Raw genomic sequence first — 22,295 nt, forward strand, 5'->3', positions numbered from 1 at the left:
GGGGGGTTACTGAAGCTTGATTCCGTTGGTGGAAATGATCTTGGTCATGATCGCGGCCTCTTCCTTGACCCGCGTGCGCATGCCGTCGGGCGAGGTGCCGACCGCCTGCCAGCCCTGCTCGAACAGCTTCTGGCGCACCTCGGCCGACTTCATGATGATCGCCAGCTCCTTCGTGATGCGGTCCTGCGCCGTCTTCGACAGGTTGGCCGGGCCAACCAGTGCGGTCCAGACTTCGAGGTTGAAGTCGCGCACCCCCGCGTCCGCCAGCGCCGGCACGTCGGGCGCCAGCGTGCTGCGCCCGCTGGTCAAGCCGATGGCCTTGACCTTGCCGGCCTTGATCTGCGGCAGCGCCACGCCGGGCGGGATCAGCGCCATCTGGATCTGGTTGCCGATCAGATCGGTCATGACCTGCGGGTTGCCCTGGTAGGGCACGTGCTCGGCCTTCAGGCCCGGGACCTTGCTCTTGAGCAACTCCATGCCGAGGTGCCCCACCGAGCCGACGCCGACCGAGCCGTAGCTCCACTTGTCGCCGCCCTTGCGGGCGGCGTCGAAGAAGGCGGCGCCGGTGGGCAGGCTGCTCTGGCTCACCAGCACCAGCGGCGCGGTGGCGATCAGCGACAGGTAGGTGAAATCCTTGCCCGGGTCGTAGGGCAGCTTCGGGTACAGCATCTTCGACGAGGTCAGGTTGCCGTTGATGACGATGCCCAGCGTGTGGTCGTCGCTCGCCTTGGCCACCTGGTCGGCCGCGATGTTGCCCGAGGCGCCCGGCTTGTTGTCGACCACCACCGGCTGGCCGAGGGCCTTGGCCAATGGCTCGGCGATGGTGCGCGCCGCGATGTCGGGGGTCGAGCCGCCCGGGAAACCGACGATCAGCCGGATCGGCTTGGTCGGCCAGGCCGCGCCCTGCGCCGAGGCGGCGAGCGGCAGGGCACCGGCGGCGAGGCCGCAGGCGGCAGCGATCAGGAGGGCTCTCTTGGAGGGATGCATGGAAACTCGGTGGGGGGAAATTGGGAAACGAAGGATAGCCCGCTCTTGTAACCAGACGTCATCAGACCTCATTCGAGGCTGATGTTCCCGCGCTTCACGAGCTCGCCGTAGATCTTCGACTTCGCCTCGGCGTTGCGCTCGATCTCTTCCGGCGACCAGGCCAGCGGCTCGAAGGCGAAGGTGTCGAAGCGGGCCCGGATCTCGGGGTCGGCGATGACCTTGGCGACGTCCACGTTGATCTTCATGCGGATCGCCGCCGGCACGCCCTTCGGCGTCAGCAGCGAAACGAAGGAGTTGACGTCCAGCCCGGCCGGCCCGCCGGCCTCGGCCATGGTCGGCACGTCGGGCATCTGCGGGATGCGCTTCGGCGCCGCGATCGCGATGTAGCGCAGCTTGCCGGCCTTGTAGATGCCCTGGCTCGACGGCAGGCTGGCGAAGCTCCAGGCCACCTCGCCCGAGCCGACGTTGGCGAACAGCTGCGAGACCTCGCGGTAGGGCACGTGCTGCATGTGGGTGCCGGTCAGCGCCTCGAGTTGCTGGGCGCCCAGGTGGCCGGGGCTGCCGACGCCCCATGAGCCATAGCTGACCTGGCCGGGCTTGTCCTTGGCGGCGGCGACCAGGTCGCTCATGGTCTTCCACTTGGAGTCGGTCGGCACGGCGACGAAGAAGGGGGTGCGGAACAGCGAGGCCACCGGGTCGAAATGCTGCAGCGTCACGAAATTGCGCGACTTGTAGAGGTGCGGCAGCGCGGCGATGTGCTCGCTGTCGAGCTGCAGCAGCGTGTAGCCGTCGGGCGCGGCGCGGCGCGCCTGCTCGATCGCGATGAAGCCGCCGCCGCCGGGCTTGTTGTCGACCAGCACGCGCTGGTTCCAGAGCCGGCCGAGCTTGTCCGAGATCAGCCGCAGCACCGCGTCGGGGCCGCTGCCGGCCGCGAAGGGCGTGACGATGGTCACGGGCTTGCTCGGGAAGTCCGCGGCCGGCGCCTGGGCCGCCGCGGTGGTGGAAAGCAGGGCCGTGGCGCTGGCGGCGAGCAGCGAGCGGAGGGATTTCATGCGGCTTGTCTCTGGTTGGAAATGAAAGGTCGGGATTTGCATCAGGTTGCTGCGGCGCGCGCGTCGTCCAGGCAGTGCGCCGGGTTCCAGCCATAGAGCCACTCGACCGCATCGTAGAAGCGCTCGGGCGTGCGGCCGACCCAGAGGCTGTTGCGCACCAGGCGCTCGACGCCGCTGGCGTGGTAGAGGCGGCCCATCTCGCGCACCGACAGCACCACGCGCGCGGTGCGCGCGACCCGGGCCGCGGCATAGAGCCGGAAGGCAGCGGCCAGGTCGAAGTCGCAGGCCTCGACCGCGGCGCCGAGCGTCACCGCATCCTCGAGCGCCATGCAAGCGCCCTGCGCCAGGTACTGCATCATCGGATGGGCGGCGTCGCCGAGCAGCGTGGCCCGGCCCTCGCTCCAGGTCGCGACCGGCTCGCGGTCGGCGGTGCTCCAGCGGCGCCAGGAGGTGGGCCGGTCGAGCAGCTGCCGCGGGCGCGCATGCACGCCCTCGAAATAGGACATCACCTCTTCCTTGCTGCCTTCGCCGACGCCCCACTCCTCGCGTTCGCGGCTGTGGAAGGTGACGACCAGGTTGTATTGCTCGCCCTGGCGCAGCGGGTAGTGGACCAGGTGGCAGTTGGGACCGGCCCAGACCACGGGCGCGTTCCAGCGCAGGTCCTCCGGCATGTCGGCCGCCGGCACCACGGCGCGGTAGACCACGTGGCCCGAGACCCGCGGCGCGTCGCCGATGAGCCGGGCGCGCACCACCGACTTGACGCCGTCGCAGCCGACGATGCCGTCGGCGCTGAAGCGGCGGCCGTCGCGCGTCACCGCGGTCACGCCGCGCTCGCCCAGCGCCAGCGCCTCGACCTGCGCCGAAGTGTGGAAGCGGATCAGCGGCTGCTGCTTCACGGCGTCGTGGATGGCGCCGTGCAGGTCGGCCCGATGGCTGACCGCGTACGGGTTGCCGAAGCGCGCCCGGAAGGCCTCGCCGACCGGCACCGAGGCGAGCTCGCGGCAATCGACCGCGTCCATCATCACCAGCCGGTCGGTGAAGACCGAGCCGCGCCGCACCGCCTCGCCGACGCCGAGCGCATCGAGCGCCGCGAAGGCGTTGGGCCCCAGCTGCAGGCCGGCGCCGATCTCGCCGATGGTGGCGCTCTGCTCCAGCAGGTCGACGCCGATGCCCAGCCGCGCCAGCGCCAGCGCCGTGGCCAGGCCGCCGATGCCGCCGCCGACCAGCAGCACGGAGGGTTTGCTTCCGGATGTCAGGCTCATGAGGGTCCCCTTCGAGAAAAGTCAGTCGACGCGCACCGAGATCGGCTCCAGGCCGTCGATGCGCACGTTCAGGGTCTGCCCGCGCCGCACCGCGCCGACGCCCTCGGGCGTGCCGGTGAAGATCAGGTCGCCGGGCTGCAGCGCGAACAAGGTCGACAGATTGGCGATGACCTCGCTGACCGACCAGATCAGGTTGCGGATGTCGCTCTTCTGGCGCACTTCGCCGTCGACCTCGAGCGTGATCGCCCCGGCCGTCATCTCGCCCATTGCGGCGCGCGGGCGCAGCACGCCCACCGGGGCCGAGAAGTCGAAGGCCTTGCCGATCTCCCACGGCCGGCCCTGCTCGCGCATCTTCATCTGCAGGTCGCGGCGCGTCATGTCGAGGCCGGCCGCGTAGCCGTAGATGTGGCGCACCGCGTCCTCGACCGCGATGTCGCGGCCGCCCTCGCCGATCGCCACCACCAGCTCGGCCTCGTAGTGGTAGTTGACGGTCTGGGCCGGATAGGGAATGGCCACGGCACGGCCGGCGGGCACCGGCACCACCGAGGCGTCGTCGTTCGGCTTGCAGAAGAAGAAGGGCGGCTCGCGGTCGGGGTCGAAGCCCATCTCGCGCGCATGCGCCGCGTAGTTGCGGCCGACGCAGTAGACGCGGCGCACCGGGAACAGCTCGGCGGTGCCGGCGACGGGAAGGCCGACGATGGCCGGGGGAGGAAGGACGAAGGACATGGAGGCTCCTGCCGCGCGCTGCGGCCATGGGGATCGAGAAACGGCTGCGCGCGGCAGCCGGAGGAAATCAGGCGTTGTCGAGGAAGGCTTCGCGCAGCACGCCCATCGCCTGTTGCACCGGCCGGTCGGAGAAGCTGAACAGCACCACTTCGTCGGAGGCTGCGAGGCGCAGCGGCGCCCAGGAGGGCACGACGAAGGTGTCGCGCGGCCCGAAGGCGAAGCGCTGGCCGCCGATCTCGGCGCTGCCATGGCCCTCGACCACGCTGTAGACCGCGCCGTCGGTGGCGCGGTGCGCCTTGCCGGCAAAGCCCGCCGGCAGCAGCTGCAGGTTCGTCGCGATGGTCGGCATCGGCGAGCCGCCGGTCAGCGGGTTGATGTAGCGCAGCTTGTGGCCCAGCCAGGCGTCGGGCGCCTCCTGTTTCTGCAGCTGGGCCAGGGCCTCGCGGCTGCGCGCATAGGGGTAGTTGAAGATCGGCGAGGTCGGCGCGGTGTGGTCGTGGCGCACCGGCACCATGTTGTGGCCGAAGCGCGCCAGGCTGTGGCCTTCGGGCCGCGCCACCTGCTGCATGCGGGCGTCGTCGTTCTCGGCGAAGCCGGCGTCGAAGAAGCGGATCATCGGGATGTCGAGGCCGTCGAGCCAGACCACCGGCTCGCTCACGCCCGCGATGCCCTCGTTGCCGTGGTCGTGCCAGGCCCACGAGGGCGTGATGATGAAGTCGCCCGGGTACATCGTGGTTCGCTCGCCGGCGACCGTGGTGTAGGCCCCCTTGCCGTCGACGACGAAGCGCAGCGCCGACTGCACGTGGCGGTGCGAGGGCGCCACCTCGCCCGGCATGATCAGCTGCAGCCCGGCATAGAGCGACTGCGTGATCGACGAGCGCCCGGGGATCGCCGGGTTCTCGAGCACCAGCACCCGGCGCACCGCTTCCTCGGCGGTGATCAGCTCGGCCGACGCCATCAGCAGCGGCCGGATCTCGTCGTAGCGCCACAGCGCCGGCACGCAGGGCGTCTGCGGCTCGCGCGGCACCAATGCGTGCAGCGACTCCCACAGCGGGGTCAGGTTCAGCGGGCGGATGCGCTCGTAGTAGGCGCGGCGTTCGTTCATGGGGCGTTGTCTCCTGGCGTCGGACGCCGAGGCACGGATTGTTGGGCGCGACCACTATTTGTTCAAGACTTCTACTCAATACTTGGAATATTGTTTTTAGATAATGGTGGCTTTCCACCGACCCGAATCCCCATGTCCAAGCTCGACCTCGAATGGCTCTCGGTCTTCGACGAGGTCTACAAGACCGGCAGCGTCTCGAAGGCGGCCGACCGCCTGGGCATGGCGCAGGCGGCGGCCAGCACCATGCTCAACAAGCTGCGCGCGCATTTCGACGACCGGCTTTTCGTGCGCACCGCCCAGGGCATGCAGCCCACGCCCTACGCGCAGCGGCTCAGCGGCCATGTGCGCGAGGTGCTGGCCCAGCTCGACCAGGCGCGCGGCAGCCGCGCCGGCTTCGCGCCGTCCGAGGCGCGGCGCAGCTTCCGCATCTGCATGACCGACATCAGCGAGGTGGTGCTGCTGCCGGGCCTGCTCGACCACCTGCGGCGCGAGGCGCCGGGCGTGCACCTCGAGACCGAGATCATCTCGACCGACAGCAGCCGCCGGCTGGAGGATGGCGAGGTCGACCTGGCGGTCGGCTTCATGCCGCAGCTGGACGCCGGCTTCTACCAGCAGACGCTCTTCTTGCAGAACTTCGTCTGCCTGGCGGCGCAGAACCATCCGCGCATCGGCGCCCGGCTCACGCGCCGCCGCTTCGAGGCCGAGGCGCACGCCGTGATCTCCTCCTCGGGCACCGGCCACGCGATCGTCGACAAGACCATCGCCCGCCTCGGGCTGGAGCGCAACGTGGTGGTTCGGCTGTCCAGCTTCCTGAGCGTGGCGCGGATCGTGGCCCACACCGAGCTGATCGTGATCGTGCCGCGGATCCTCGGCGAGGTGCTGGCGACGCAGGAGCGGGTGAGGCTGCTGGAGCCGCCCTTCGCGCTGCCCTCGTACGCGGTCAAGCAGCACTGGCACGAGCGCTTCCACGCCGACGCCGGCAACATGTGGCTGCGGCGCACCGTGGCGCAGCTGTTCGCCCCACGAAACGCCGCGGCGCTCGCATAATCGGCGCGGGCGCCCCCTCGATCCACTCCTCGCCCAGGCCCCCTATGTCGTCTATCACCCTGCGCTTCCTGGCCGAACCCAGCACCGTCAACTTCGGCGGCAAGGTCCACGGCGGCACCGTCATGAAATGGATCGACGAAGCCGGCTACGCCTGCGCGACCAGCTGGTCCAAGCGCTACTGCGTCACGGTCTTCATCGGCAGCATCCGCTTCCATCGCCCGATCATGATCGGCGACCTGGTCGAGGTCGAGGCCCGCCTCGCCTACACCGGCAACAGCAGCATGAACATCTCGGTCGAGGTGCGCAGCGGCGACATGAAGGGCGGAGAGATGCACAAGACCACCGAGTGCCTGGTGGTCTTCGTCTCGGTCGATTCGCACGGCCGCACCCTGCCGGTCGACACCTTCACGCCCGGCACGCCGGGCGAGATGGCGCTGGCCGAGCGGGCCCGGGCGCATCTCGAGGCGGCCCGGGCGGCCGCGGCCGCGAGCTAGCGCTCACCGAGCCGCAGGCTCCTGCGCGATGCGCCGCGCCAGCTCGATGTCCCGCCCGAGGAAGAAGCCGAGCACGGTACGGATCGCGGCAATGGCGCCGAGCTTGCCGATGTCGTCCCAGTTGGGCGACACCGCGGTGGCGATCAGGTCGGCCGCCAGCATGAACTCAAGCCCCAGCAGCAACCAGCGCGAGAGCCCCTGCCAGACCTCGAGCGTGACGGCGGACACCGGCCGCCGCGCGAACAGGCCTGTGCCCAGGCCCCAGAGCGCCGCCACGGTGCCGAAGGCGAGCAGCAGCAAGGTGATGAACTGGAGCGTCTGCGACAGACGTTCGGCAAGGAGCTGAAGCGCTTGTTCCATGAGAGGGCCTTCGGTTTCGGCCCATGGTGCCTGCTGCGCGGCGCAGTTCGCAATTGCCCTTTGGTGAGGGGTCGGGCCGGATCAGCCCGCCGCCAGCACCGTGCCGCTGACCTCGCCCAGGCCGATGCGCACCGCGCCGGCGCGCTCGCAGTAGCCGCGCAGGCTCAGGGTGTCGCCGTCCTCGAGGAAGGTGCGGCGCTCGCCGTTGGGCAGCGTGATCGGGTTCTTGCCGCCCAGCGTCAGTTCGAGCAGCGAGCCGGCTTCGTCGGCCTTCGGGCCCGACAGCGTGCCGGAGCCGAGCAGATCGCCGGGCTGCAGATTGCAGCCGTTCACCGTGTGGTGCGTGAGCAGCTGCGCCGCGGTCCAGTAGGCGGCCTCGGCGGTGTTGCCGCGCGTGAGCCGCACCGCGGGCTCGCCGGCCTCGCGCATCTTCGCGGTCTGGAGCCAGACCTCGAGCGTGATGTCGAGCGCGCCGCGCTCGCGGTTGGCCGGCGAGTCCAGGTAGGGCAGCGGCTGCGGATCGCCGGCGGGGCGCTCGAACTTCGCGCGGAACGGCGCCAGCGCCTCCATGGTGACGATCCACGGCGACAGCGTGGAGGCGAAGTTCTTCGCCAGGAACGGGCCCAGCGGCTGGTACTCCCAGGCCTGCAAGTCGCGCGCCGACCAGTCGTTGAGCAGGGTGACGCCGAACAGGTGCGACTCGGCGTCGGCGATCGCGACCGGCTCGCCCAGCGCGTTGCCCTGGCCGACGACGAAGCCCAGTTCGAGCTCGTAGTCGAGCCGCTTCGAGGGCCCGAAGCTGGGCGCCTCGGCCGGATCGGAGCCCGGCGCCTTGGTCTGCCCCTGCGGCCGCTTGAAGCGCTGGCCGCTGACCGCGATCGAGGAGGCCCGGCCGTGGTAGCCGATCGGCACCCACTTGTAGTTGGGCATCAGCGGCTGGTCGGGACGGAACAGCTTGCCGACCGTGGTCGCATGGTGGATGCCGGTGTAGAAGTCGGTGTAGTCGCCGATGCGGCAGGGCACGGTCAGCTCGACGGCCGCCTGCGCATGCAGGGCCTTGGCCCATGCGGCCTGCTTCGGGCTACCTTCGCGCAGGCCTTCGGAAAGCATGCGGCGCAGCGCCTGCCTCTCGACCACGCCCTGGGCCATCAGCAGGTTCATGTCGTCCGTGTCGACCAGCCCAGCCGCCTTCAGGTCGAGCACCTGGTCGCCGATCGCGACGCCGATGCGGAAAGCCTCGCTGCTGCCGGCCGCACGGAAGCGGCCGAACGGCAGGTTCTGGATCGGGAAGTCGCTGCCGGCTTCGTTGGCCGAGGCGACCCAGCTGCGCAGCTTCGGATCGTGGGTGGCATTGAGCGTGGTGTTCATGGCTTGAAGTGATCCTGAAGGCCGGCCCAGCAGTCGGCGTAGTCGTGGTCGAGCGCGGGGCTTTGCATCGCGTACCCGGTCGGGATGAACCGGAAGCGGCTCTCGAACATGAAGGCCAGCGTGTTGTCGAGTTTCTGCGGCGCCAGTTGGGCGTTGCTGGCCTTGTCGAAGGCTTCCTCGTCGGGGCCGTGCGGCACCATGCAGTTGTGCAGGCTGGCGCCGCCCGGCTTGAAGCCGCCGGGCTTGGCGTCGTACTCGCCGTAGACCAGGCCCATGAATTCGCTCATGAGGTTGCGGTGGTACCACGGCGGCCTGAAGGTGTCTTCCATCACCAGCCAGCGCGGCGGGAAGATCACGAAGTCGCAGTTGGCGGTGCCGGGCGTGTCCGAGGGCGAGGTCAGCACCGTGAAGATCGACGGATCGGGATGGTCGAAGCTGATCGAGCCGATGGTCATGAAGTGGGCGGTGTCGTACTTCACCGGCGCCAGGTTGCCGTGCCAGGCGACCACGTTGAAGGGCGAATGCCGGGTCGGCGCCGACCAGAAGCGGCCGCCCGACTTCTTGACCAGCTCGTAGGCCACGCTGGCGTCCTGGAACGCCGCCACCGGGGCCTGGAAGTCGCGCGCGTTGGCCAGGCCGTTGGAGCCGATCGGGCCCAGCTCGGGCAACCGGAACTGGGCGCCGTAGTTCTCGCAGACATAGCCGCGCGAGGGCCCCGCGCCAGCCTCCGAATCCGGCAGATCGACCTTGAACACCACGCCGCGCGGCAACAAGGCGATCTCGCCGGGCCTGACGTCGAGCACGCCCATCTCGGTGGTGATCACCAAGCGGCCCTGCTGCGGCACCACCAGCATCTCGCCGTCGGCATTGACGAAGGCGCGGCGCTCCATCGAGCGGCTCGCGAGGTAGACCAGGGCGCCGATGCCGGTCTGCGCCTCGGCGTCGCCGTTGGCCGCCAGCGTGTGCATGCCGTCGATGAAATCGACCTCGTCGCCGCCGAAGGGGATCGGCGCCCAGCGCAGGGGCTCGGGCGGCAGCGCGATCTCGCGGTCGGCGCCGGTCGTCCAGTGCGCCTGGGGATAGGCCTGGTAGCGGCCGGCCACCACCGAAGGCTGGCGACGGTACAGCCAGCTGCGCCGGTTCTGGTGCCGCGGCGCCGTGAAGGCGGTGCCCGAGATCAGCTCCGGGTAGAGGTCGAAGGGCGCGCGCTGCGGGCTGTTGCGGCCCTGCGGCAGGGCGCCGGCGACGGCTTCGGTGGCGTATTCGTTGCCGATGCCGGCCTGGTAGCGGCGCTCGGCCGTGGATGCGATCGTCATGATGGCTTCTCTTGAAGATTCAACGGGAAGGCGCGGCCGCCTCGAAGGCCTGGCGCAGCACGGCGGTCGAACCGACGTGGTTGGCCAGCACCAGCACCAGGCGGGCGTTGAAGGCGTGGCTCTCGTCGCTCGTGAGGCCCTGGTGGGCTTCGATCAACGCTTCGTAGAAGTCGTCGGGCGCGTCGAGGTTCGGGGTGGTGATCAGGTCCATGGGTTCTAGGCCTCCTTGGCTGGCTTCGCCAGCGCGCGGTCGCGCGCGGCGCGCACTGCTTCGGGCGTGGGCGCGCGCCAGCGCGCGCAGACATGCTGGTCGGGCCGCAGCAGGTAGACCGTACCGGGGCGGGCGTCGTAGCGCCGGCCGGCGATCTCGCCCGCCTCGCCGGCCGCGAGGCGCACCATGTGCAGCGGCAGATCGGCCGCGGTCAGCGCATCGAGGCTGCGCCGGGCGGCCTCGCCATCGCCGAAGACCAGGGCCGTGAAGCGGGTGGCCGCCGCACTCGCTGGCGACAGCGCGCGCAGCAGCCAGCCGCGGCGCCCGTCGGCGTCGACGATCGGCGCGTCGATCGCCGGGGCGCCCGGCACCATCGGCCCTTCGAAGGCATCCACGTCGGGCGTGTTGAGCCTCGAGTCGCGCAAGGTGCTCGGCACCGACAGCCGCCCGCTGTTGACCAGCGCCCGCGCGAAGGCATGGCGCTTCGACAGCTCCAGCACCGCGTCGCGGAACAGCCGGCTGACCTCGCTCTTCGGCGTGATGAAGTCGGTTGCGCGGGTCGAGTTGCGGATGTTCTCGTCGGCCGCGTACTCGCGCTCGCTGGCGTAGCTGTCGAGCAGGGCGTCGGGCGCCTCGCCCTTGTGCACCGCCGCCAGCTTCCAGGCCAGGTTGTCGGCGTCCTGCACGCCGGAGTTGGCACCGCGCGCGCCGAAGGGCGAGACCCCGTGCGCGGAGTCGCCCGCGAACAGCACGCGGCCGTGGCGGAAGTGCGCCATGCGCTGGCAGGCGAAGGTGTAGACGCTGGCCCAGCCGATGTCGAACTTGACGCCGTGGTGGCCGATGCTGTCGAGCATCGCCCGCACCCGCGGGATGATGTTCTCGTGCTTGCGCTCTTCCACCGGATCGGCGTCCCAGCCGAGCTGGAAGTCGACCCGCCACATGTTGTCGGCCTGCTTGTGCAGCAGCACGCTCTGCTTCGGATGGAAAGGCGGGTCGAACCAGAAACGGCGCTCGGTCGGCAGGTCGGCGTCCATGTTCACGTCGGCGATCAGGAAGCGGTCGCGGAACACGCGTCCCTTGGCCTCCTGGCCCAGCAGCTGCCGCAGGCTGGAGCGCGAGCCGTCGCAGGCGGCGACATAACCCGCCGCCAGGCGGTACTCGCCCTCGGGCGTCTCGATGGTCAGCAGCGCCTGGTCGGCGTCCTGCGCGATGCCGACCACCTTGTTGTTCCAGCGCAGGTCGATCAGCGGCAGCTCGGCGGCGCGCTCCGCGAGGTAGCCCTCGACGTAGTACTGCTGCAGGTTGATGAAAGCCGGGCGCTCGTGGCCGGGCTCGGGCAGCAGGTCGAAGCTGTAGACCTGCTCGTCGCCGAAGAACACCCGTCCGACCTGCCACGACACGCCCTTGTCGACCATCCGGTCGGCACAGCCCAGGCGGTCGAAGATCTCGAGCGTGCGCTTGGCGAAGCAGATCGCGCGGGAGCCGCTCGACAGCGTGCAGTCGTTGTCGAGCAGCACCACCGGCACCTGCTGCTGCGCCAGGTCGATCGCCAGCGCCAGGCCCACGGGCCCGGCGCCGACCACCACCACCGGGTGGTGCGCCGGCGTCGCGGCATCCTGGTCGGGGTGCCGCCTGTAATCGAAGCGCAGCGACTGGTAGTCGACCGGCGCCCCGGCATGCGATGCGAGGCCTTGCATGGCTTCAGCCCTCGAGCGTTTTCCACATCTCGATGTCGCGCTCGGCGGTCCAGATGCGCGGATCGGTGTACTTCGTGACCTCGTCGTAGCAGCGCGTGACGTCGAAGGGCATGCAGTGGTCGAAGATCACCCAGTGGCCGTACTTGGGCTTCAGCGCAGCGAACGTGTCCTTGTAGACGGCGTTCAGGTCCTTGCCGGCTTCGACACCTTTCTGCACGTTGGCGTACACGTCCGAGATGAAGTCGCGCGTCTCGCTGAGGCCCTTGGCCACTTCGTCGGGCGTGGTGAGCGCGGCGCCGCGACCGGGCACCAGCGCCTTGGGCTTGAGCGCAGCGAGCTTCTCGAGYGTCTKGGGCCAGTCCTTGAAGTACGCATCGCCGGCATAGGGCGTGGCGCCGAACTCGACCAGGTCGCCCGACAGCAAGGCCCCTTCGCCCGGGAGCCAGACGACCGTGTCGCCCTTGGTGTGGCCGCGGCCGAGCTGCAGCARCTGCACTTCGAGCTTGCCSAGCCACACCGTCATCTTGCCGGTGAAGGTCATGGTCGGCCAGGTCATGCCGGGCGGCACGGTCTCCACGCCCGCGAACAGGCGSGGGAAGCGGCCGATCTCGCTGGCCTTGTCCTGCTCGCCGCGCTCGRCGATGAGGTCGTAGGTGTCCTGGCTGGCGAGGATGTGGTCCGCACCGTAGGCGCTGGCCCCGAGCACGCGCACCGCGTGGTAGTGGGTCAGCACCACGTACTTGATCGGCTTGTCGGTGACCTCGCGGATGCGGCGGATCACGTCGGCCGCCATCGCCGGCGTGGCTTGCGTGTCGGCCACCAGCACGCAGTCGTCGCCGATGACGATCCCGGTGTTGGGGTCGCCTTCGGCCGTGTAGGCCCAGGCGTGCTCCGAAATCTGGCTGAAGGTGATCTTCTTTTCTTCCAGATCGGCCTGGCTGGCGAACTTCTTGGTCTCGGACATCGCGGGTCTCCTGATTTGTCTAAAGTGAACGGATTCGCATGGAACGAATGCGCGAAGTGTAATTCGAGGATCAGTTAATGTCTAATGCCTTCTGTATCAACGAATGACAAAACACCATGGCGGCTGAGTCCGATCGCGCGCAGCGCGGCATCCAGAGCATCGAGGTGGGCGGCCAACTGCTGCGCGCCCTGGTGCACCATGGCCGGCCGATGGCGCTCAAGGACCTGGCGCGCGAAGCCGAGATGTCCGCCGCCAAGGCGCATCCCTACATGGTCAGCTTCGGCCGCCTCGGGCTGATCGAGCAGGACCGCACCACCGGCCACTATCTGCTCGGACCGCTGGCCTTGCAACTGGGGTTGATCAGCCTGCAGCAGGCCAATCCGGTGCACATCGCGACGCCGCTGATCGCCGAGCTGGCGCAGCAGATCGGCCACACGGTGGCGATCGCGGTCTGGGGCGACCGCGGCGCCACCATCGTGCGGATCGCCGAATCGCCGGCCCCGCTGCACGTCAACATGCGCCATGGCACGGTGTTCTCACTCACCAACACCGCGTCGGGGCGGCTCTTCGGCGCCTACCTCGACCCAGCGGTGGTCCAGGGCCTGCTCGAGCAGGAGCGCCAGCGCGAGCAAAAAGGCCCTGTGGTGCCGCCGCAGCGCGGCATGCCGCCCGTGCAACCGCTGCCGGGCTGGAAGGAGTTCGAGGCGCAACTGCACGAAGTGCGATCGCGCGGCCTGAGCCGGTCCGAAGGCGAGATCCTGCCCGGCGTGAGCGCGATGTCGGCGCCGGTCTTCGATCACACCGGCGCGATCGTGCTGGCAGTCACCGCGATCGGGCCGGCGGCCATCTTCGACACGCGCTGGGATGGCGAGACCGCCGTGGCGCTCAAGGCCTGCGCCGGCCAGGTGTCGCAGCGGCTCGGGGCTAGCCTTTCAAGGCCTTGAGGCGCTCGATGCTCCCGGCCGGCCAGTGCTCGGACCGGCGGTAGTACTCCGCGACGGCCGCCGTACCCGGCGGCAGCACCACCCAGGGCTGCTTCGACATCGTGAAGATGTGGATGTCGGGCGGCAGCAGGTCGGGGTCGTCGAGCGTGCCGACGCGCACGAAGGCGATCGCCTCGCCGCCCCCCGCGTAATGGCTCCACAGCGCGATGCGGCAGCGGGTGCAGCGAACGATGGTCTGGCCCTGGCCGCTGGCCGAGGGCGTCCGCACCCGCTCGGCCTCGCCTTCGAGCAGCTGGACACGGTCGGTCTCGATCATCGCGTTGAGCGCGAAGGCCGAGCCGCTCTCGCGCTGGCACCAGCGGCAATGGCAGCAGTGCACGAACAGCGGCCGCGTGGCCATGCGATAGCGAAGCGCGCGGCAGGTACAGCCGCCCTCGATCGGAAAGGGATCCGGCCCGGCGGCCGCGGGCGCGTTCACCGCGAGCGCCCGTCGTAGTGCTGCACCGGCACCGCATCGAGGTCGATGCCCTCGAGGCAGCGGATGTTGACCGCCGCGGTCGGCTGGCCCTTGGGATCCGTCGCCTCGGCAAAGGGATGGATGCCGCAGGTCTTGCAGAAGCGGTGCCGGATCGCGTGCCTGTTGAAGAGGTAGGTGCCCAGGTTGTCGTCCTCGGGCGTCTGCAGCGTGAACCGCGTGCGCGGGACGAACCACAGCAGCGAGCCCTTGCGCTGGCACATCGAGCAGTTGCAGGCCAGCGCGCCCTGGATCTCGCCGTCGACGGTAAAGGCGATCCGGCCGCAATGGCAGCTCCCTGGTAGATCATCGGGCAATCTCCGAAGCGTTGGCGCGACCGAGATTACACCTCGTCAGGCCATGAATCCAAGGTCCTTCGGGTACTCGATGCCGTTGACGTTGCCGCCGAAGTTCTTCAGGTTCGGCAGGATGCCCGGCAGGTCGGCGTCGGGCACGCCGAACCACTTGGCGAGCGTGGCGCCGTACTGGTCGACCGAGGTGGTCGGGATCAGCCGGCCCTGCCCCACGTGGCCCTCGTAGCCCGCGAGCTTGGCGTCGTTGTTGATGCTGACCACCTGCGGCGTGCCGTAGAACTTCTTGCCGTTGACCGCACCCCCGACGACGAAGTGGTGGCCGCCCCAGCCGTGGTCGGAGCCGTCGCCGTTGCTGGCCAGCGTGCGGCCGAAGTCGGAGGCCGTGAAGGCCGTCACCTTGTCGGCCATGCCCTGAGCGACCATCTGCCGATGGAAGGCCGCCAGGGCGTCGCTCAACTGCTGCATCAGGTTGGGCTGGTTGGCGATCAGGTTGTCGTGCAGGTCGAAGCCGCCCATCGAGACGAAGAACACCTGCCGCTTGGTGCCCAGCGCGGAACGGCCGCGGATGATCCGCGACACCATCTTGAGCTGGTTGGCCAGCCCGCTGTTGAGGCCGGCGAAGGTGTCGGTGGCGAAGGTGGCGGGCGCGATCGCCGCGGTGACCGTGGTCTCGGCCTCGACCGCGCGCTTCGTGACCTTGTTGTATTCGTTCTCCAGTGCGTGGCTGCGGGCCTCCTGGGCCAGCTGCGCCATCGCCGCCTTGACCGTGCTCGAGCCGAAGGTCGTGTTGTCCTTGATGCTCCGGATGCCGACCGCGCCGCCGGTGCTGACCTGGTATTGCAGCGCCTGGTCGCCCGACAGGAAGACCGCATTGCCGGCGACCGAGATGCAGGTGAACAGCGAGTTCGTGTTCTGCCGCTGGTCCAGCATCAGGTCGCCGATGTTGCCGCCCCAGCCGATCGTCGAGCCCTCGGGCGAGGACGACTGCCAGGTCGACTGCTGGTCGTTGTGCGAGAACAGCTTGGGCGGCTGCGGGTAGAGCTTCTTGTTGCTGTTGTTGTACTGGGCCCGCGTGAGCGGCACCACCAGCGGGCCGACGTTGAGCTGCACCGCCACCTTGCCTTCGTTGTTGAAGAGGCCGGCCAGCTGCGTCATCGATGGATGCAGCGCGTACTGGCGGCCGTCGGGCAGCGCCACGCCCGGCACCAGCAATGTGCCGGCGAGCGCATCCTTGGCGATGGCGACGCCGCCCGAGGCCTGCGGCACGCGGATCGTGCTGTAGGCGTTGTAGCTCGGGTCGTCGTAGGTGACGACGGTGTTCGCATAGTCGTTGCCGCCGAACAGGAAGACGCAGACCAGCGCCTTGTAGTCGTCGCCGGTCGCGGCCTGCGCCGCGGCCTCGCCCATCGCGGCCAGGTTGAGGGCGAAGGGCAGGGCGGTGCCGGCCATCGCGAGCTGGCCGGAGCGCCGCAGGAAGGCACGGCGCGTGTGCGCGGCGGGGTCGATCAGGTACATCGCGCGGTCCCTTACTTCTGGATCAGGTAGGAGGGCGAGGCCATCACCAGCAGCACCGCGGCATAGATGCGGTTGAGCTTGACGGCGTCGGTGCTCTTGTCGGTCACGACCGGATTGGCCAGGGCGCCGACGATCAGCGCCTGGGTGGCCGCGGGCAACTGGTTGCCGGTCAGCAGCAGGTTCAGCCGCTGAACCAGCGCCGTCGGGTCGAGCACCAGCCCCAGCTCGCTCGCATAGGCCGCATTGACGTCCTTGCCGGTGCTTTTCGGCAGCACGTTGTTCTGCATGAAGTTCAGGTAGCCGCCCACGCTGGTCTCGTTGACCAGCTGGAACTCGGGGGCCACCATCTTCGAGGCGGCCATCGCGGTCGATGGCGGCACGTAGCCGGGCCGGAAGAAATTGAACACCGAGGGCGAGCGCAGCGGGCTCTGGCCCAGCTGGTCGTTGGGCCGCGAGAGGTCGCCGATCTTCCAGTTGCCGCTGGTCGAGCCGGCGCCGAAGCTGCGCCCCCATTGCGTGAAGCGCAGCATCGGCTCGCGCAGGCGGCCGAAGTTCGGATCCGAGAGCCCGGCCGGGCTGCGCGCCTCGTTGTCGAGCAGCACCGCGGCGAAGACGCTCTTCATGTCGCCGCGCACGCCGGCGCCGTTGTCCGCGAACACATCCGAGACGCGCTTCACGTAGGCCGGGCTCGGGTTGCTGGTCACCAGCCGCTGGATCAGCTGCTTGCCGATGAAGGGGCCCACGTTCGGGTGGTTGAACAGCGTGTCGAGCGCGATCTTCAGCGCCGCGCTGCCCTCGGTGCCGGCCGGCACCGTGGCGCCGAGGAACCTGGCTTCGAGCGTGGAATGCCGGGAGGCCGTGAGCGACATCGGGCGCGATGTCCAGGCGCTGCTCTCGAGGGTGTAGCTGGCGCCCGGCGGGGTGAATGCGCCCGGCGTGCCGCTCTTCTCGTCGGCGCGGATGTCGAGGTCGTAGCCGGTGAAGACGCGCGCCAGGTTGGTCACGTCGTCCAGGCTGTAGCTGTCGAGCGGCGCGCCGTCGCTGCTGGTCTTGACGGTGCCGTCGGCATCGAGCTGGTAGAGCCCGATGGTCATCAGCTGCATGACCTCGCGCGCATAGTTCTCGTCCGGCTGGCGACCCTGGGCGTTCTCCTTCTGGTTGCCCTTGGTGTTGAGGTAGTAGCCCATCGCCGGATTCAGCGTCACGTCCTCCAGCAGCTTGCGGAAGTTGGTCGTGACGCCGGCCACCAGCATGTCCCAGTACTGGGCCATCATGAGCTCGGGCCAGTTGGAGCCGATGTCGTTGCGCGAGACCACGAAGATCTCGGTGAACACCAGCGCCATGCGCTTGCGCAAGCCGTCCGGCGCGGTCATGAGCTGGTTCCAGATCATGTCGTCGCTGTTGACGGTGTTGTAGGGCTTGCTCAGGATCCAGTCGCGGCCCGTCTGCTCGGCCGGCCGGTCGACCTGCTCGCCGAGCCAGGGCAGGTAGCCCTTGCCGCGCACCGCGGCGATGTCCGCTTCCGAAGCCGAGAACTGCGATTGCAGCAGGAAGCGCGCGGCTTCATCGTCGGTCTTGGCCTGCGTGTAGGCGTAGGTCTGCGCGGTCGGCGTGCTGGCCAGCGCCGTCAGCGATCCGGCCTGCACGGTGGTCGCACTCGACCCGCCGAGGCCGGCCAGGCTCGCACCTCCGCCACTGCTGCCGCCGCCCCCGCCGCAGGCCGTCAGTGCCGCCGACGCGGCCAGGGTCGCTGCCAACGGCAAGCGATCGAAAGACGCGCCGGCCGGGGAGGCTGCGACGATTTCCTGCGCGCACGATGTCTCGTCGGCCGCTTCGGCGCGACCGATCGCGATGTCTTCCACCATGGAACTCCACTCCTCGACGCGGACGCGCCATCCCTCTTCAGGCAATTGCCATGCCCGGCCTTTTCCCGGGCCCCGAGGAAATTAAGAGAAGCGTTTAGTACGACACTTGTGAGTAAATGTGACTTTTTCCGTCACACCGACACCACGAGGCGCTTGCGGACTGACGCGGAATGTCGTTCAGGGCCTGGCGGCCTGGAGCGCGTCGCGGGTGCGGATGGCCTCGCGCCGGGCGGCCTCGGCGAAGTCCTCGCCGGCCGAGGCGTAGCAGATGGCACGCGACGAATTGACCACGATCGGCGCATCCGGGCGCCAGCCGGCGCGGACGGTGGCGACCGCATCGCCGCCCTGGGCGCCGACACCGGGGATCAGCAGCGGCACCGTGGGCGCCAGGGCGCGCACGCGTTCGATCTCGGCCGGGTAGGTGGCCCCGACCACCAGCCCGAGCTGGCCGTTGAGGTTCCAGGGCCCCTGGGCCAGCCTTGCCACATGCTCATACAGGAAGGGCTGGCCCTCGACATCCGCCAGGCGCTGGCCCTGCAGGTCGGCACCGCCCGGGTTGCTGGTCCGGCACAGCAGGAAGGCGCCCTTGCCCGGGTGGCGCAGATAGGGCTCGACGGAATCGAAGCCCATGAACGGCGACAGGGTGACGGCGTCGGCGCCGTAGCGCTCGAAGGCCTCGCGCGCGTACTGCTCGGCGGTGGAGCCGATGTCGCCGCGCTTGGCGTCGAGGATCACCGGCACCTGGGGGGCGTTGCGGCGCATGTGTTCCATGAGCTGCTCGAGCTGCCCTTCGGCCCGGTGGGCGGCGAAATAGGCGATCTGCGGCTTGAACGCGATCGCCAGATCGGCCGTGGCGTCGACGATGCGGGCGCAGAAATCGTAGATCCGGCCGGCGTCGCCCTTGAGCGAGGCGGGGAATTTGGTCGGCTCGGGGTCGAGGCCGACACACAGCAGCGAGCCGTTTTGGCGCTCGGCGGCGCGCAGCTTGTCCAGGAAGGTCATGGGCCGAATTTTAGGCGGCCGGCCGCGGCCCCCACGCAGTGGGGGAGCATGGGGGTCAGGCCGGCGCCGGGCCGCCCCAAGGCGGCCTGCGGCCCCCTCGGGGGGCAGCGACCCCACGAAGTGAGGGAGCGTGGGGGTCAGGCCGGCGCCGGGCCGCCCCAAGGCGGCCTGCGGCCCCCTCGGGGGGCAGCGACCACACGAAGTGAGGGAGCGTGGGGGTCAGTCACACTTGTTCTGCGGCCAGGCAGAGGTCGGCCCAGGCGCGCGCCTTGTCGGCCGGATTGCGCAGCAGGTAGGCCGGGTGGTAGCTGGCGACCACAGGCACCGCCGGCAGGGCCGGCAGGTCCATCGGCAGCACGCGGCCGCGCAGCTTGCCGAGCGGCTCGCTGCTTTGCATCAGGCTCTGCGCCGCCAGCGGCCCCATGGCCAGCACCACGCGCGGCGCCAGCGCGGCGATGCTGTCGGCCAGTACCTCGCCGATCGGATGCGGACTGTCGGCCTGGCCCGAAGCCACGCCGCGGTGCGTGCGCATCAGGTGCACCGGCACCGCGCCGCCATGAAGCTGCAGCGCATTCAGCATGGCGTGGAGCAGCCTGCCGGCATCGCCTTCGAAAGGGTCGCCGTGCCGGCCATCGAGTTCCGGCGGCATGTCGGCCACGATCAGCCAGCCACCCTGCGACGCGGCCGGGTCGCCGCAGAGGCGCCGCGGTGCCTCGGCCAGCACGGCGGCGCCGTGCGTGGCCGCGGGCGAGGCCCGGTGCACGGCGGGCGCCGGCGCAGCGACGGCCGGTACCGCCCGCGGGGGCGCTGCGGCGGGGAGCTCCGCTGCCGGCGCCACGGCGGGCTCGATCCGGTTGGCGGCGGCAGGGCCGGCTTCCGGCGCAGGCATCTCCACCGGTTCCGGCTGGCGCCACCAGAAGAGCTTGACGCCCATTTCGTCGAGCATGGCGCGCTGCCGCGCATCGAGCTTCATTGCATCGGTCGTCATGTCAGTGCTCCACCACGTGATCGCGTGACCCGCGACGCGGCGCAGCCAAATGCCAGGGATACCGCGGAACCGGCTTTGCCGGGCCGCTGGTATCGCCCCCTCGAGGGGGAGGCGCCGCAGGCGCTTCGGGGGTGTTTCATCCTAGTGCCCGCCCGGCCGCCCGAAGGGCACTGAGCGCCCCCTCGGGGGGCAGCGATACGCGAAGCGATGAGCGTTGGGGGCATTTCATTTCAATCCTCCCCAGGCGCTGGGTGATTCGTTCAGGCGCAGGCTCATCACGACCGCATCCTCGCGGGCGCCGCCGTGCGCGGGGTAGTAGCCCTTGCGCATGCCCACGCGCCGGAAGCCGTTGCGTTCGTAGACCGCGAGGGCGCGCAGGTTGCTGGCCCGCACTTCGAGCCAGAGCCATTGCGCGTTCAGGCCGCGCGACCAGCCGGCCAGCGCCTCCAGCATCAGCGGCGCCCAGCCCTGGCCCTGGAAGGCCGGCGCCACCGTGATATTGAGCAGATGCACCTCGTCGACGCCCTTCATGGCGACGAAGTAGCCGATCAGCGTCTCGCCGGTGTCGCGTGAAGTCACCCGGTTCCAGAGGGCCCGCGCGCCACGCGGCGCTTCCGCGGCGGCATCGCCGTCCGGCGTCGGGGCCACCAGGCACTGGCAGTGGTAGCCGGCGGCCAGCGAGTCGGTGAAGTTGGCCGGCGTCCAGGGATGGGTGAAGGCACTCCGCTCGATGGCACAGACAGCGGGAATCCGCTCGACCGTGATCGGCTCGAGGCGCGCCTCGCGCGGCTGCCGCATCACGGCGCTCATGTCGGCCCCCACACGGCGCTCATGTCAGCCCCTTCAGGGCCGCGCGCTCCTCGGTGGTCTGCGCCACCTTGTCGCGGACGTAGAGCGGCCAGGCCTCGGCCGGCGCGACCGTGCGGCCGGCGGCCAGCAATGCCGGCGCCAAGCGCAGCATCGCGCTGGCGGTGGGCAGCACCTCGTGGCGCGCCGCCGCCCGTGGCAGCCGTTCGCCGTAGGCGGCGAAGGCATTGCCGGCCAGCGCCCAGCCGTCCGGCACCACGACGCCCTCGGGCGCCAGCAGTTCGGCTTCGCTGGCGCTGATCGCGACGCCGAAGTCGTAGCCGGCCGCGTAGACCTGGTCCATGCGCGCATCGAGCACCGCCACCACGCGGGTGACGCCGAAACGATCATGGGCTTCCTCGGCCACGGCGTGCAGGGTGTCGATCGGCAGCAGGGGCACGCCGGCGCCGAAGCCCAGGCCCTGCGCCACCGAGCAGGCGGTGCGCAGTCCGGTGAAGGAGCCGGGCCCGCGGCCGAAAGCGATGGCATCGAGTTCGGACAGCGACAGGCCGGCCGCCGCGAGCAAGCGCTGGATCAGCGGGATCAGGCTCGCCGAGGACTGCGCGCCGCCGGCACCGCTGTGCTCGAGCAGCAGGTCGCCGTGGCGCACCGCGATCGAAAGCGCCTCGGTGCTGGTGTCGAAGGCCAGCAGTCTAGCCATCGATGCACCCTCCCGCCGCCCCCGCTACCGCCACGGCAGGCGTCGAGCGGCGGCCGGGAGCCCGGCTGCGCTGGACGCCGAACAGGATGCCTGCCGTGACCAGCGACAGCCCCGCGATCAGGTTCCAGTACAGCGGTTCGCCGAGAAAAATCACCGCGCCGAGCGCCGACAGCCCCGGCACCAGCGCCGTGATCATCGTGGACCGCACGGGGCCGAAGTACTGGATCATCCGCGTGAAGGCAATGCCCGAGATCACCACCGAGCCAACACCCTGGAACACCATCTGGAACAGGATCTCGCCGACGGGCGCGCTGCCCAGGCGGCTCGCGACCAGGCCGGCCGCGGCCAGCAACCCATAGGCGGGCACGAAGGCGACGAAGGCGAACACGGTGATGGCGATGGTGGCACGCACGGCCTCGAGCCCGTGCCGCCGCACCACGATGCTGTAGCAGGCCCAGCAGAAGGCTGCGCTCATGAAGAGCAGGTCGCCCTTCCAGACCCCGCCGCCTTCCAGCGCGTGCAGCAGGCTGGCACCGCCGACGAACAGGTCGCCGAGGACGATCAGCGCCAGTCCGAGCGCACGCAGCGGCGTGATGCGGTCGCGCAGCACCAGGGCCGCGAGCAGCGTGGTCCACAGCGGCAGGCTGCCCGGCATCAGCACCGAGGCATGGCTGGCCGGCGCGAAGAAGAAGCCGGTATAGGCCAGGAGGGCGTAGGCGAGGCCGCCGAAGACGCCCGCCAGCGCGGTCAGGCGCAGCGGCAACGGCGAGAGCCCGAAGAACGAATCCTGGGTCGACCCGGCGGCCCGCGCGCGCATCACCAGCCACCCGCCCCAGGGCAGCAGCACCAGGCTGGCGCCGCAGATGCGGGCGAAGGCGATGTCGAAAGGCGTCAGCGAGCGCCCCGCGGAGGCCCGCGCGATCACGATGAACGCGGTCCAGACCCCGACGGTGACGACGGCCGCGCCGATGCCGATGGTGCGGGCTGAGAAACGGGGAGCGACGGGCATCAGGCGATTATCCAGGGTGACCGGCCGGCGCGCTGCGTTCGCGCCGGC

General features: G+C 70.0%; 23 protein-coding genes. 3 read left to right on the top strand and 20 right to left on the bottom strand.

Features of this window, described 5'->3' with window-relative positions; translation table 11 throughout:
- Positions 1 to 6: 6 nt before the first annotated feature.
- The 5 genes from AC1DYD_RS16345 to gtdA all read right to left on the bottom strand — a co-directional run bounded on the left by AC1DYD_RS16345 (position 7) and on the right by gtdA (position 5,132).
- Positions 7 to 987, bottom strand: a complete 981-nt coding sequence (locus AC1DYD_RS16345) for a Bug family tripartite tricarboxylate transporter substrate binding protein (RefSeq protein WP_478173797.1) — start codon at positions 985 to 987, stop codon at positions 7 to 9.
- Between the two features lie 68 nt (positions 988 to 1,055).
- Positions 1,056 to 2,039 carry a Bug family tripartite tricarboxylate transporter substrate binding protein gene (locus tag AC1DYD_RS16350; RefSeq protein WP_478173798.1) on the bottom strand — a complete coding sequence of 328 codons (984 nt, stop codon included), beginning with the start codon at positions 2,037 to 2,039 and terminating at the stop codon, positions 1,056 to 1,058.
- 41 nt (positions 2,040 to 2,080) lie between these two features.
- Positions 2,081 to 3,301, bottom strand: a complete 1,221-nt coding sequence (locus tag AC1DYD_RS16355) for a 3-hydroxybenzoate 6-monooxygenase (RefSeq protein ID WP_478173799.1) — start codon at positions 3,299 to 3,301, stop codon at positions 2,081 to 2,083.
- Between the two features lie 21 nt (positions 3,302 to 3,322).
- Entirely contained in the window at positions 3,323 to 4,027 is a 705-nt protein-coding gene (locus AC1DYD_RS16360; RefSeq protein WP_478173800.1) for a fumarylacetoacetate hydrolase family protein, read from the bottom strand.
- Between the two features lie 67 nt (positions 4,028 to 4,094).
- Positions 4,095 to 5,132 carry a gentisate 1,2-dioxygenase gene (gene gtdA / locus AC1DYD_RS16365; protein ID WP_478173801.1) on the bottom strand — a complete coding sequence of 346 codons (1,038 nt, stop codon included), beginning with the start codon at positions 5,130 to 5,132 and terminating at the stop codon, positions 4,095 to 4,097.
- A 132-nt stretch (positions 5,133 to 5,264) separates the two neighbouring features.
- Between gtdA and AC1DYD_RS16370 the strand changes: the two genes are divergently transcribed.
- A complete protein-coding gene (locus tag AC1DYD_RS16370) occupies positions 5,265 to 6,179 on the top strand; it encodes a LysR family transcriptional regulator (protein WP_478173802.1) in 915 nt (304 codons plus the stop codon).
- 44 nt (positions 6,180 to 6,223) lie between these two features.
- Complete coding sequence (locus AC1DYD_RS16375) at positions 6,224 to 6,673, top strand: acyl-CoA thioesterase (protein WP_478173803.1); 450 nt, start codon at positions 6,224 to 6,226, stop codon at positions 6,671 to 6,673.
- A 3-nt stretch (positions 6,674 to 6,676) separates the two neighbouring features.
- On the opposite strand, the gene AC1DYD_RS16380 is transcribed toward AC1DYD_RS16375, so the two are convergent.
- The 6 genes from AC1DYD_RS16380 to AC1DYD_RS16405 form a co-directional block, all read right to left on the bottom strand.
- Positions 6,677 to 7,033: a DUF1622 domain-containing protein gene (locus AC1DYD_RS16380; RefSeq protein ID WP_478173804.1), complete on the bottom strand. Its 357-nt coding sequence runs from the start codon at positions 7,031 to 7,033 to the stop codon at positions 6,677 to 6,679.
- Positions 7,034 to 7,114: 81 nt separating this feature from the next.
- On the bottom strand, positions 7,115 to 8,401 hold the full coding sequence (gene fahA, locus AC1DYD_RS16385) for a fumarylacetoacetase (protein WP_478173805.1): 1,287 nt from the start codon (positions 8,399 to 8,401) through the stop codon (positions 7,115 to 7,117).
- On the bottom strand, positions 8,398 to 9,717 hold the full coding sequence (gene hmgA, locus AC1DYD_RS16390) for a homogentisate 1,2-dioxygenase (RefSeq protein ID WP_478173806.1): 1,320 nt from the start codon (positions 9,715 to 9,717) through the stop codon (positions 8,398 to 8,400). Before hmgA ends, fahA begins: the two co-directional genes overlap by 4 nt.
- A gap of 19 nt (positions 9,718 to 9,736) precedes the next feature.
- Positions 9,737 to 9,928, bottom strand: a complete 192-nt coding sequence (locus AC1DYD_RS16395) for a DUF2783 domain-containing protein (protein ID WP_478173807.1) — start codon at positions 9,926 to 9,928, stop codon at positions 9,737 to 9,739.
- Positions 9,929 to 9,933: 5 nt separating this feature from the next.
- The gene (locus tag AC1DYD_RS16400; RefSeq protein WP_478173808.1) at positions 9,934 to 11,625 is read right to left on the bottom strand and encodes an FAD-dependent oxidoreductase; all 1,692 of its coding nucleotides are present in this window, start codon (positions 11,623 to 11,625) and stop codon (positions 9,934 to 9,936) included.
- Between the two features lie 4 nt (positions 11,626 to 11,629).
- A complete protein-coding gene (locus AC1DYD_RS16405) occupies positions 11,630 to 12,589 on the bottom strand; it encodes an MBL fold metallo-hydrolase (RefSeq protein WP_478173809.1) in 960 nt (319 codons plus the stop codon).
- 116 nt (positions 12,590 to 12,705) lie between these two features.
- Between AC1DYD_RS16405 and AC1DYD_RS16410 the strand changes: the two genes are divergently transcribed.
- Positions 12,706 to 13,533, top strand: coding sequence for an IclR family transcriptional regulator (locus AC1DYD_RS16410; RefSeq protein WP_478173810.1), 828 nt, complete (start codon positions 12,706 to 12,708; stop codon positions 13,531 to 13,533).
- Here the strand turns inward: AC1DYD_RS16410 and AC1DYD_RS16415 are convergent.
- The 9 genes from AC1DYD_RS16415 to AC1DYD_RS16455 form a co-directional block, all read right to left on the bottom strand.
- Complete coding sequence (locus AC1DYD_RS16415) at positions 13,514 to 14,011, bottom strand: GFA family protein (protein WP_478173811.1); 498 nt, start codon at positions 14,009 to 14,011, stop codon at positions 13,514 to 13,516. The genes AC1DYD_RS16410 and AC1DYD_RS16415 overlap by 20 nt on opposite strands.
- Complete coding sequence (locus AC1DYD_RS16420; protein WP_478173812.1) at positions 14,008 to 14,364, bottom strand: GFA family protein; 357 nt, start codon at positions 14,362 to 14,364, stop codon at positions 14,008 to 14,010. Before AC1DYD_RS16420 ends, AC1DYD_RS16415 begins: the two co-directional genes overlap by 4 nt.
- 36 nt (positions 14,365 to 14,400) lie before the next feature.
- On the bottom strand, positions 14,401 to 15,876 hold the full coding sequence (locus AC1DYD_RS16425; protein WP_478173813.1) for a DUF1501 domain-containing protein: 1,476 nt from the start codon (positions 15,874 to 15,876) through the stop codon (positions 14,401 to 14,403).
- An 11-nt stretch (positions 15,877 to 15,887) separates the two neighbouring features.
- Positions 15,888 to 17,741: a DUF1800 domain-containing protein gene (locus AC1DYD_RS16430; protein WP_478173814.1), complete on the bottom strand. Its 1,854-nt coding sequence runs from the start codon at positions 17,739 to 17,741 to the stop codon at positions 15,888 to 15,890.
- A 177-nt stretch (positions 17,742 to 17,918) separates the two neighbouring features.
- Positions 17,919 to 18,743, bottom strand: coding sequence for an orotidine-5'-phosphate decarboxylase (gene pyrF, locus AC1DYD_RS16435; RefSeq protein ID WP_478173815.1), 825 nt, complete (start codon positions 18,741 to 18,743; stop codon positions 17,919 to 17,921).
- A 223-nt stretch (positions 18,744 to 18,966) separates the two neighbouring features.
- Positions 18,967 to 19,731: a uracil-DNA glycosylase family protein gene (locus AC1DYD_RS16440; RefSeq protein ID WP_478173816.1), complete on the bottom strand. Its 765-nt coding sequence runs from the start codon at positions 19,729 to 19,731 to the stop codon at positions 18,967 to 18,969.
- 225 nt (positions 19,732 to 19,956) lie between these two features.
- Complete coding sequence (locus AC1DYD_RS16445; RefSeq protein ID WP_478173817.1) at positions 19,957 to 20,541, bottom strand: GNAT family N-acetyltransferase; 585 nt, start codon at positions 20,539 to 20,541, stop codon at positions 19,957 to 19,959.
- A gap of 19 nt (positions 20,542 to 20,560) precedes the next feature.
- On the bottom strand, positions 20,561 to 21,238 hold the full coding sequence (tsaB, locus tag AC1DYD_RS16450) for a tRNA (adenosine(37)-N6)-threonylcarbamoyltransferase complex dimerization subunit type 1 TsaB (protein ID WP_478173818.1): 678 nt from the start codon (positions 21,236 to 21,238) through the stop codon (positions 20,561 to 20,563).
- The gene (locus tag AC1DYD_RS16455) at positions 21,231 to 22,247 is read right to left on the bottom strand and encodes a DMT family transporter (RefSeq protein ID WP_478173819.1); all 1,017 of its coding nucleotides are present in this window, start codon (positions 22,245 to 22,247) and stop codon (positions 21,231 to 21,233) included. Before AC1DYD_RS16455 ends, tsaB begins: the two co-directional genes overlap by 8 nt.
- Positions 22,248 to 22,295: the final 48 nt, after the last annotated feature.

Source organism: Variovorax sp. P4_B11, from assembly GCF_056402355.1.

What these genes read in the sequence shown, in the direction of transcription:
- AC1DYD_RS16345 (WP_478173797.1), bottom strand. Translation starts at nt 987, where the DNA reads ATGCATCCCTCCAAGAGAGCCCTCCTGATCGCTGCCGCCTGCGGCCTC.
- AC1DYD_RS16350 (WP_478173798.1), bottom strand. Translation starts at nt 2,039, where the DNA reads ATGAAATCCCTCCGCTCGCTGCTCGCCGCCAGCGCCACGGCCCTGCTT.
- AC1DYD_RS16355 (WP_478173799.1), bottom strand. Translation starts at nt 3,301, where the DNA reads ATGAGCCTGACATCCGGAAGCAAACCCTCCGTGCTGCTGGTCGGCGGC.
- AC1DYD_RS16360 (WP_478173800.1), bottom strand. Translation starts at nt 4,027, where the DNA reads ATGTCCTTCGTCCTTCCTCCCCCGGCCATCGTCGGCCTTCCCGTCGCC.
- gtdA (WP_478173801.1), bottom strand. Translation starts at nt 5,132, where the DNA reads ATGAACGAACGCCGCGCCTACTACGAGCGCATCCGCCCGCTGAACCTG.
- AC1DYD_RS16370 (WP_478173802.1), top strand. Translation starts at nt 5,265, where the DNA reads ATGTCCAAGCTCGACCTCGAATGGCTCTCGGTCTTCGACGAGGTCTAC.
- AC1DYD_RS16375 (WP_478173803.1), top strand. Translation starts at nt 6,224, where the DNA reads ATGTCGTCTATCACCCTGCGCTTCCTGGCCGAACCCAGCACCGTCAAC.
- AC1DYD_RS16380 (WP_478173804.1), bottom strand. Translation starts at nt 7,033, where the DNA reads ATGGAACAAGCGCTTCAGCTCCTTGCCGAACGTCTGTCGCAGACGCTC.
- fahA (WP_478173805.1), bottom strand. Translation starts at nt 8,401, where the DNA reads ATGAACACCACGCTCAATGCCACCCACGATCCGAAGCTGCGCAGCTGG.
- hmgA (WP_478173806.1), bottom strand. Translation starts at nt 9,717, where the DNA reads ATGACGATCGCATCCACGGCCGAGCGCCGCTACCAGGCCGGCATCGGC.
- AC1DYD_RS16395 (WP_478173807.1), bottom strand. Translation starts at nt 9,928, where the DNA reads ATGGACCTGATCACCACCCCGAACCTCGACGCGCCCGACGACTTCTAC.
- AC1DYD_RS16400 (WP_478173808.1), bottom strand. Translation starts at nt 11,625, where the DNA reads ATGCAAGGCCTCGCATCGCATGCCGGGGCGCCGGTCGACTACCAGTCG.
- AC1DYD_RS16410 (WP_478173810.1), top strand. Translation starts at nt 12,706, where the DNA reads ATGGCGGCTGAGTCCGATCGCGCGCAGCGCGGCATCCAGAGCATCGAG.
- AC1DYD_RS16425 (WP_478173813.1), bottom strand. Translation starts at nt 15,876, where the DNA reads ATGTACCTGATCGACCCCGCCGCGCACACGCGCCGTGCCTTCCTGCGG.
- AC1DYD_RS16430 (WP_478173814.1), bottom strand. Translation starts at nt 17,741, where the DNA reads ATGGTGGAAGACATCGCGATCGGTCGCGCCGAAGCGGCCGACGAGACA.
- pyrF (WP_478173815.1), bottom strand. Translation starts at nt 18,743, where the DNA reads ATGACCTTCCTGGACAAGCTGCGCGCCGCCGAGCGCCAAAACGGCTCG.
- AC1DYD_RS16440 (WP_478173816.1), bottom strand. Translation starts at nt 19,731, where the DNA reads ATGACGACCGATGCAATGAAGCTCGATGCGCGGCAGCGCGCCATGCTC.
- AC1DYD_RS16445 (WP_478173817.1), bottom strand. Translation starts at nt 20,541, where the DNA reads ATGAGCGCCGTGATGCGGCAGCCGCGCGAGGCGCGCCTCGAGCCGATC.
- tsaB (WP_478173818.1), bottom strand. Translation starts at nt 21,238, where the DNA reads ATGGCTAGACTGCTGGCCTTCGACACCAGCACCGAGGCGCTTTCGATC.
- AC1DYD_RS16455 (WP_478173819.1), bottom strand. Translation starts at nt 22,247, where the DNA reads ATGCCCGTCGCTCCCCGTTTCTCAGCCCGCACCATCGGCATCGGCGCG.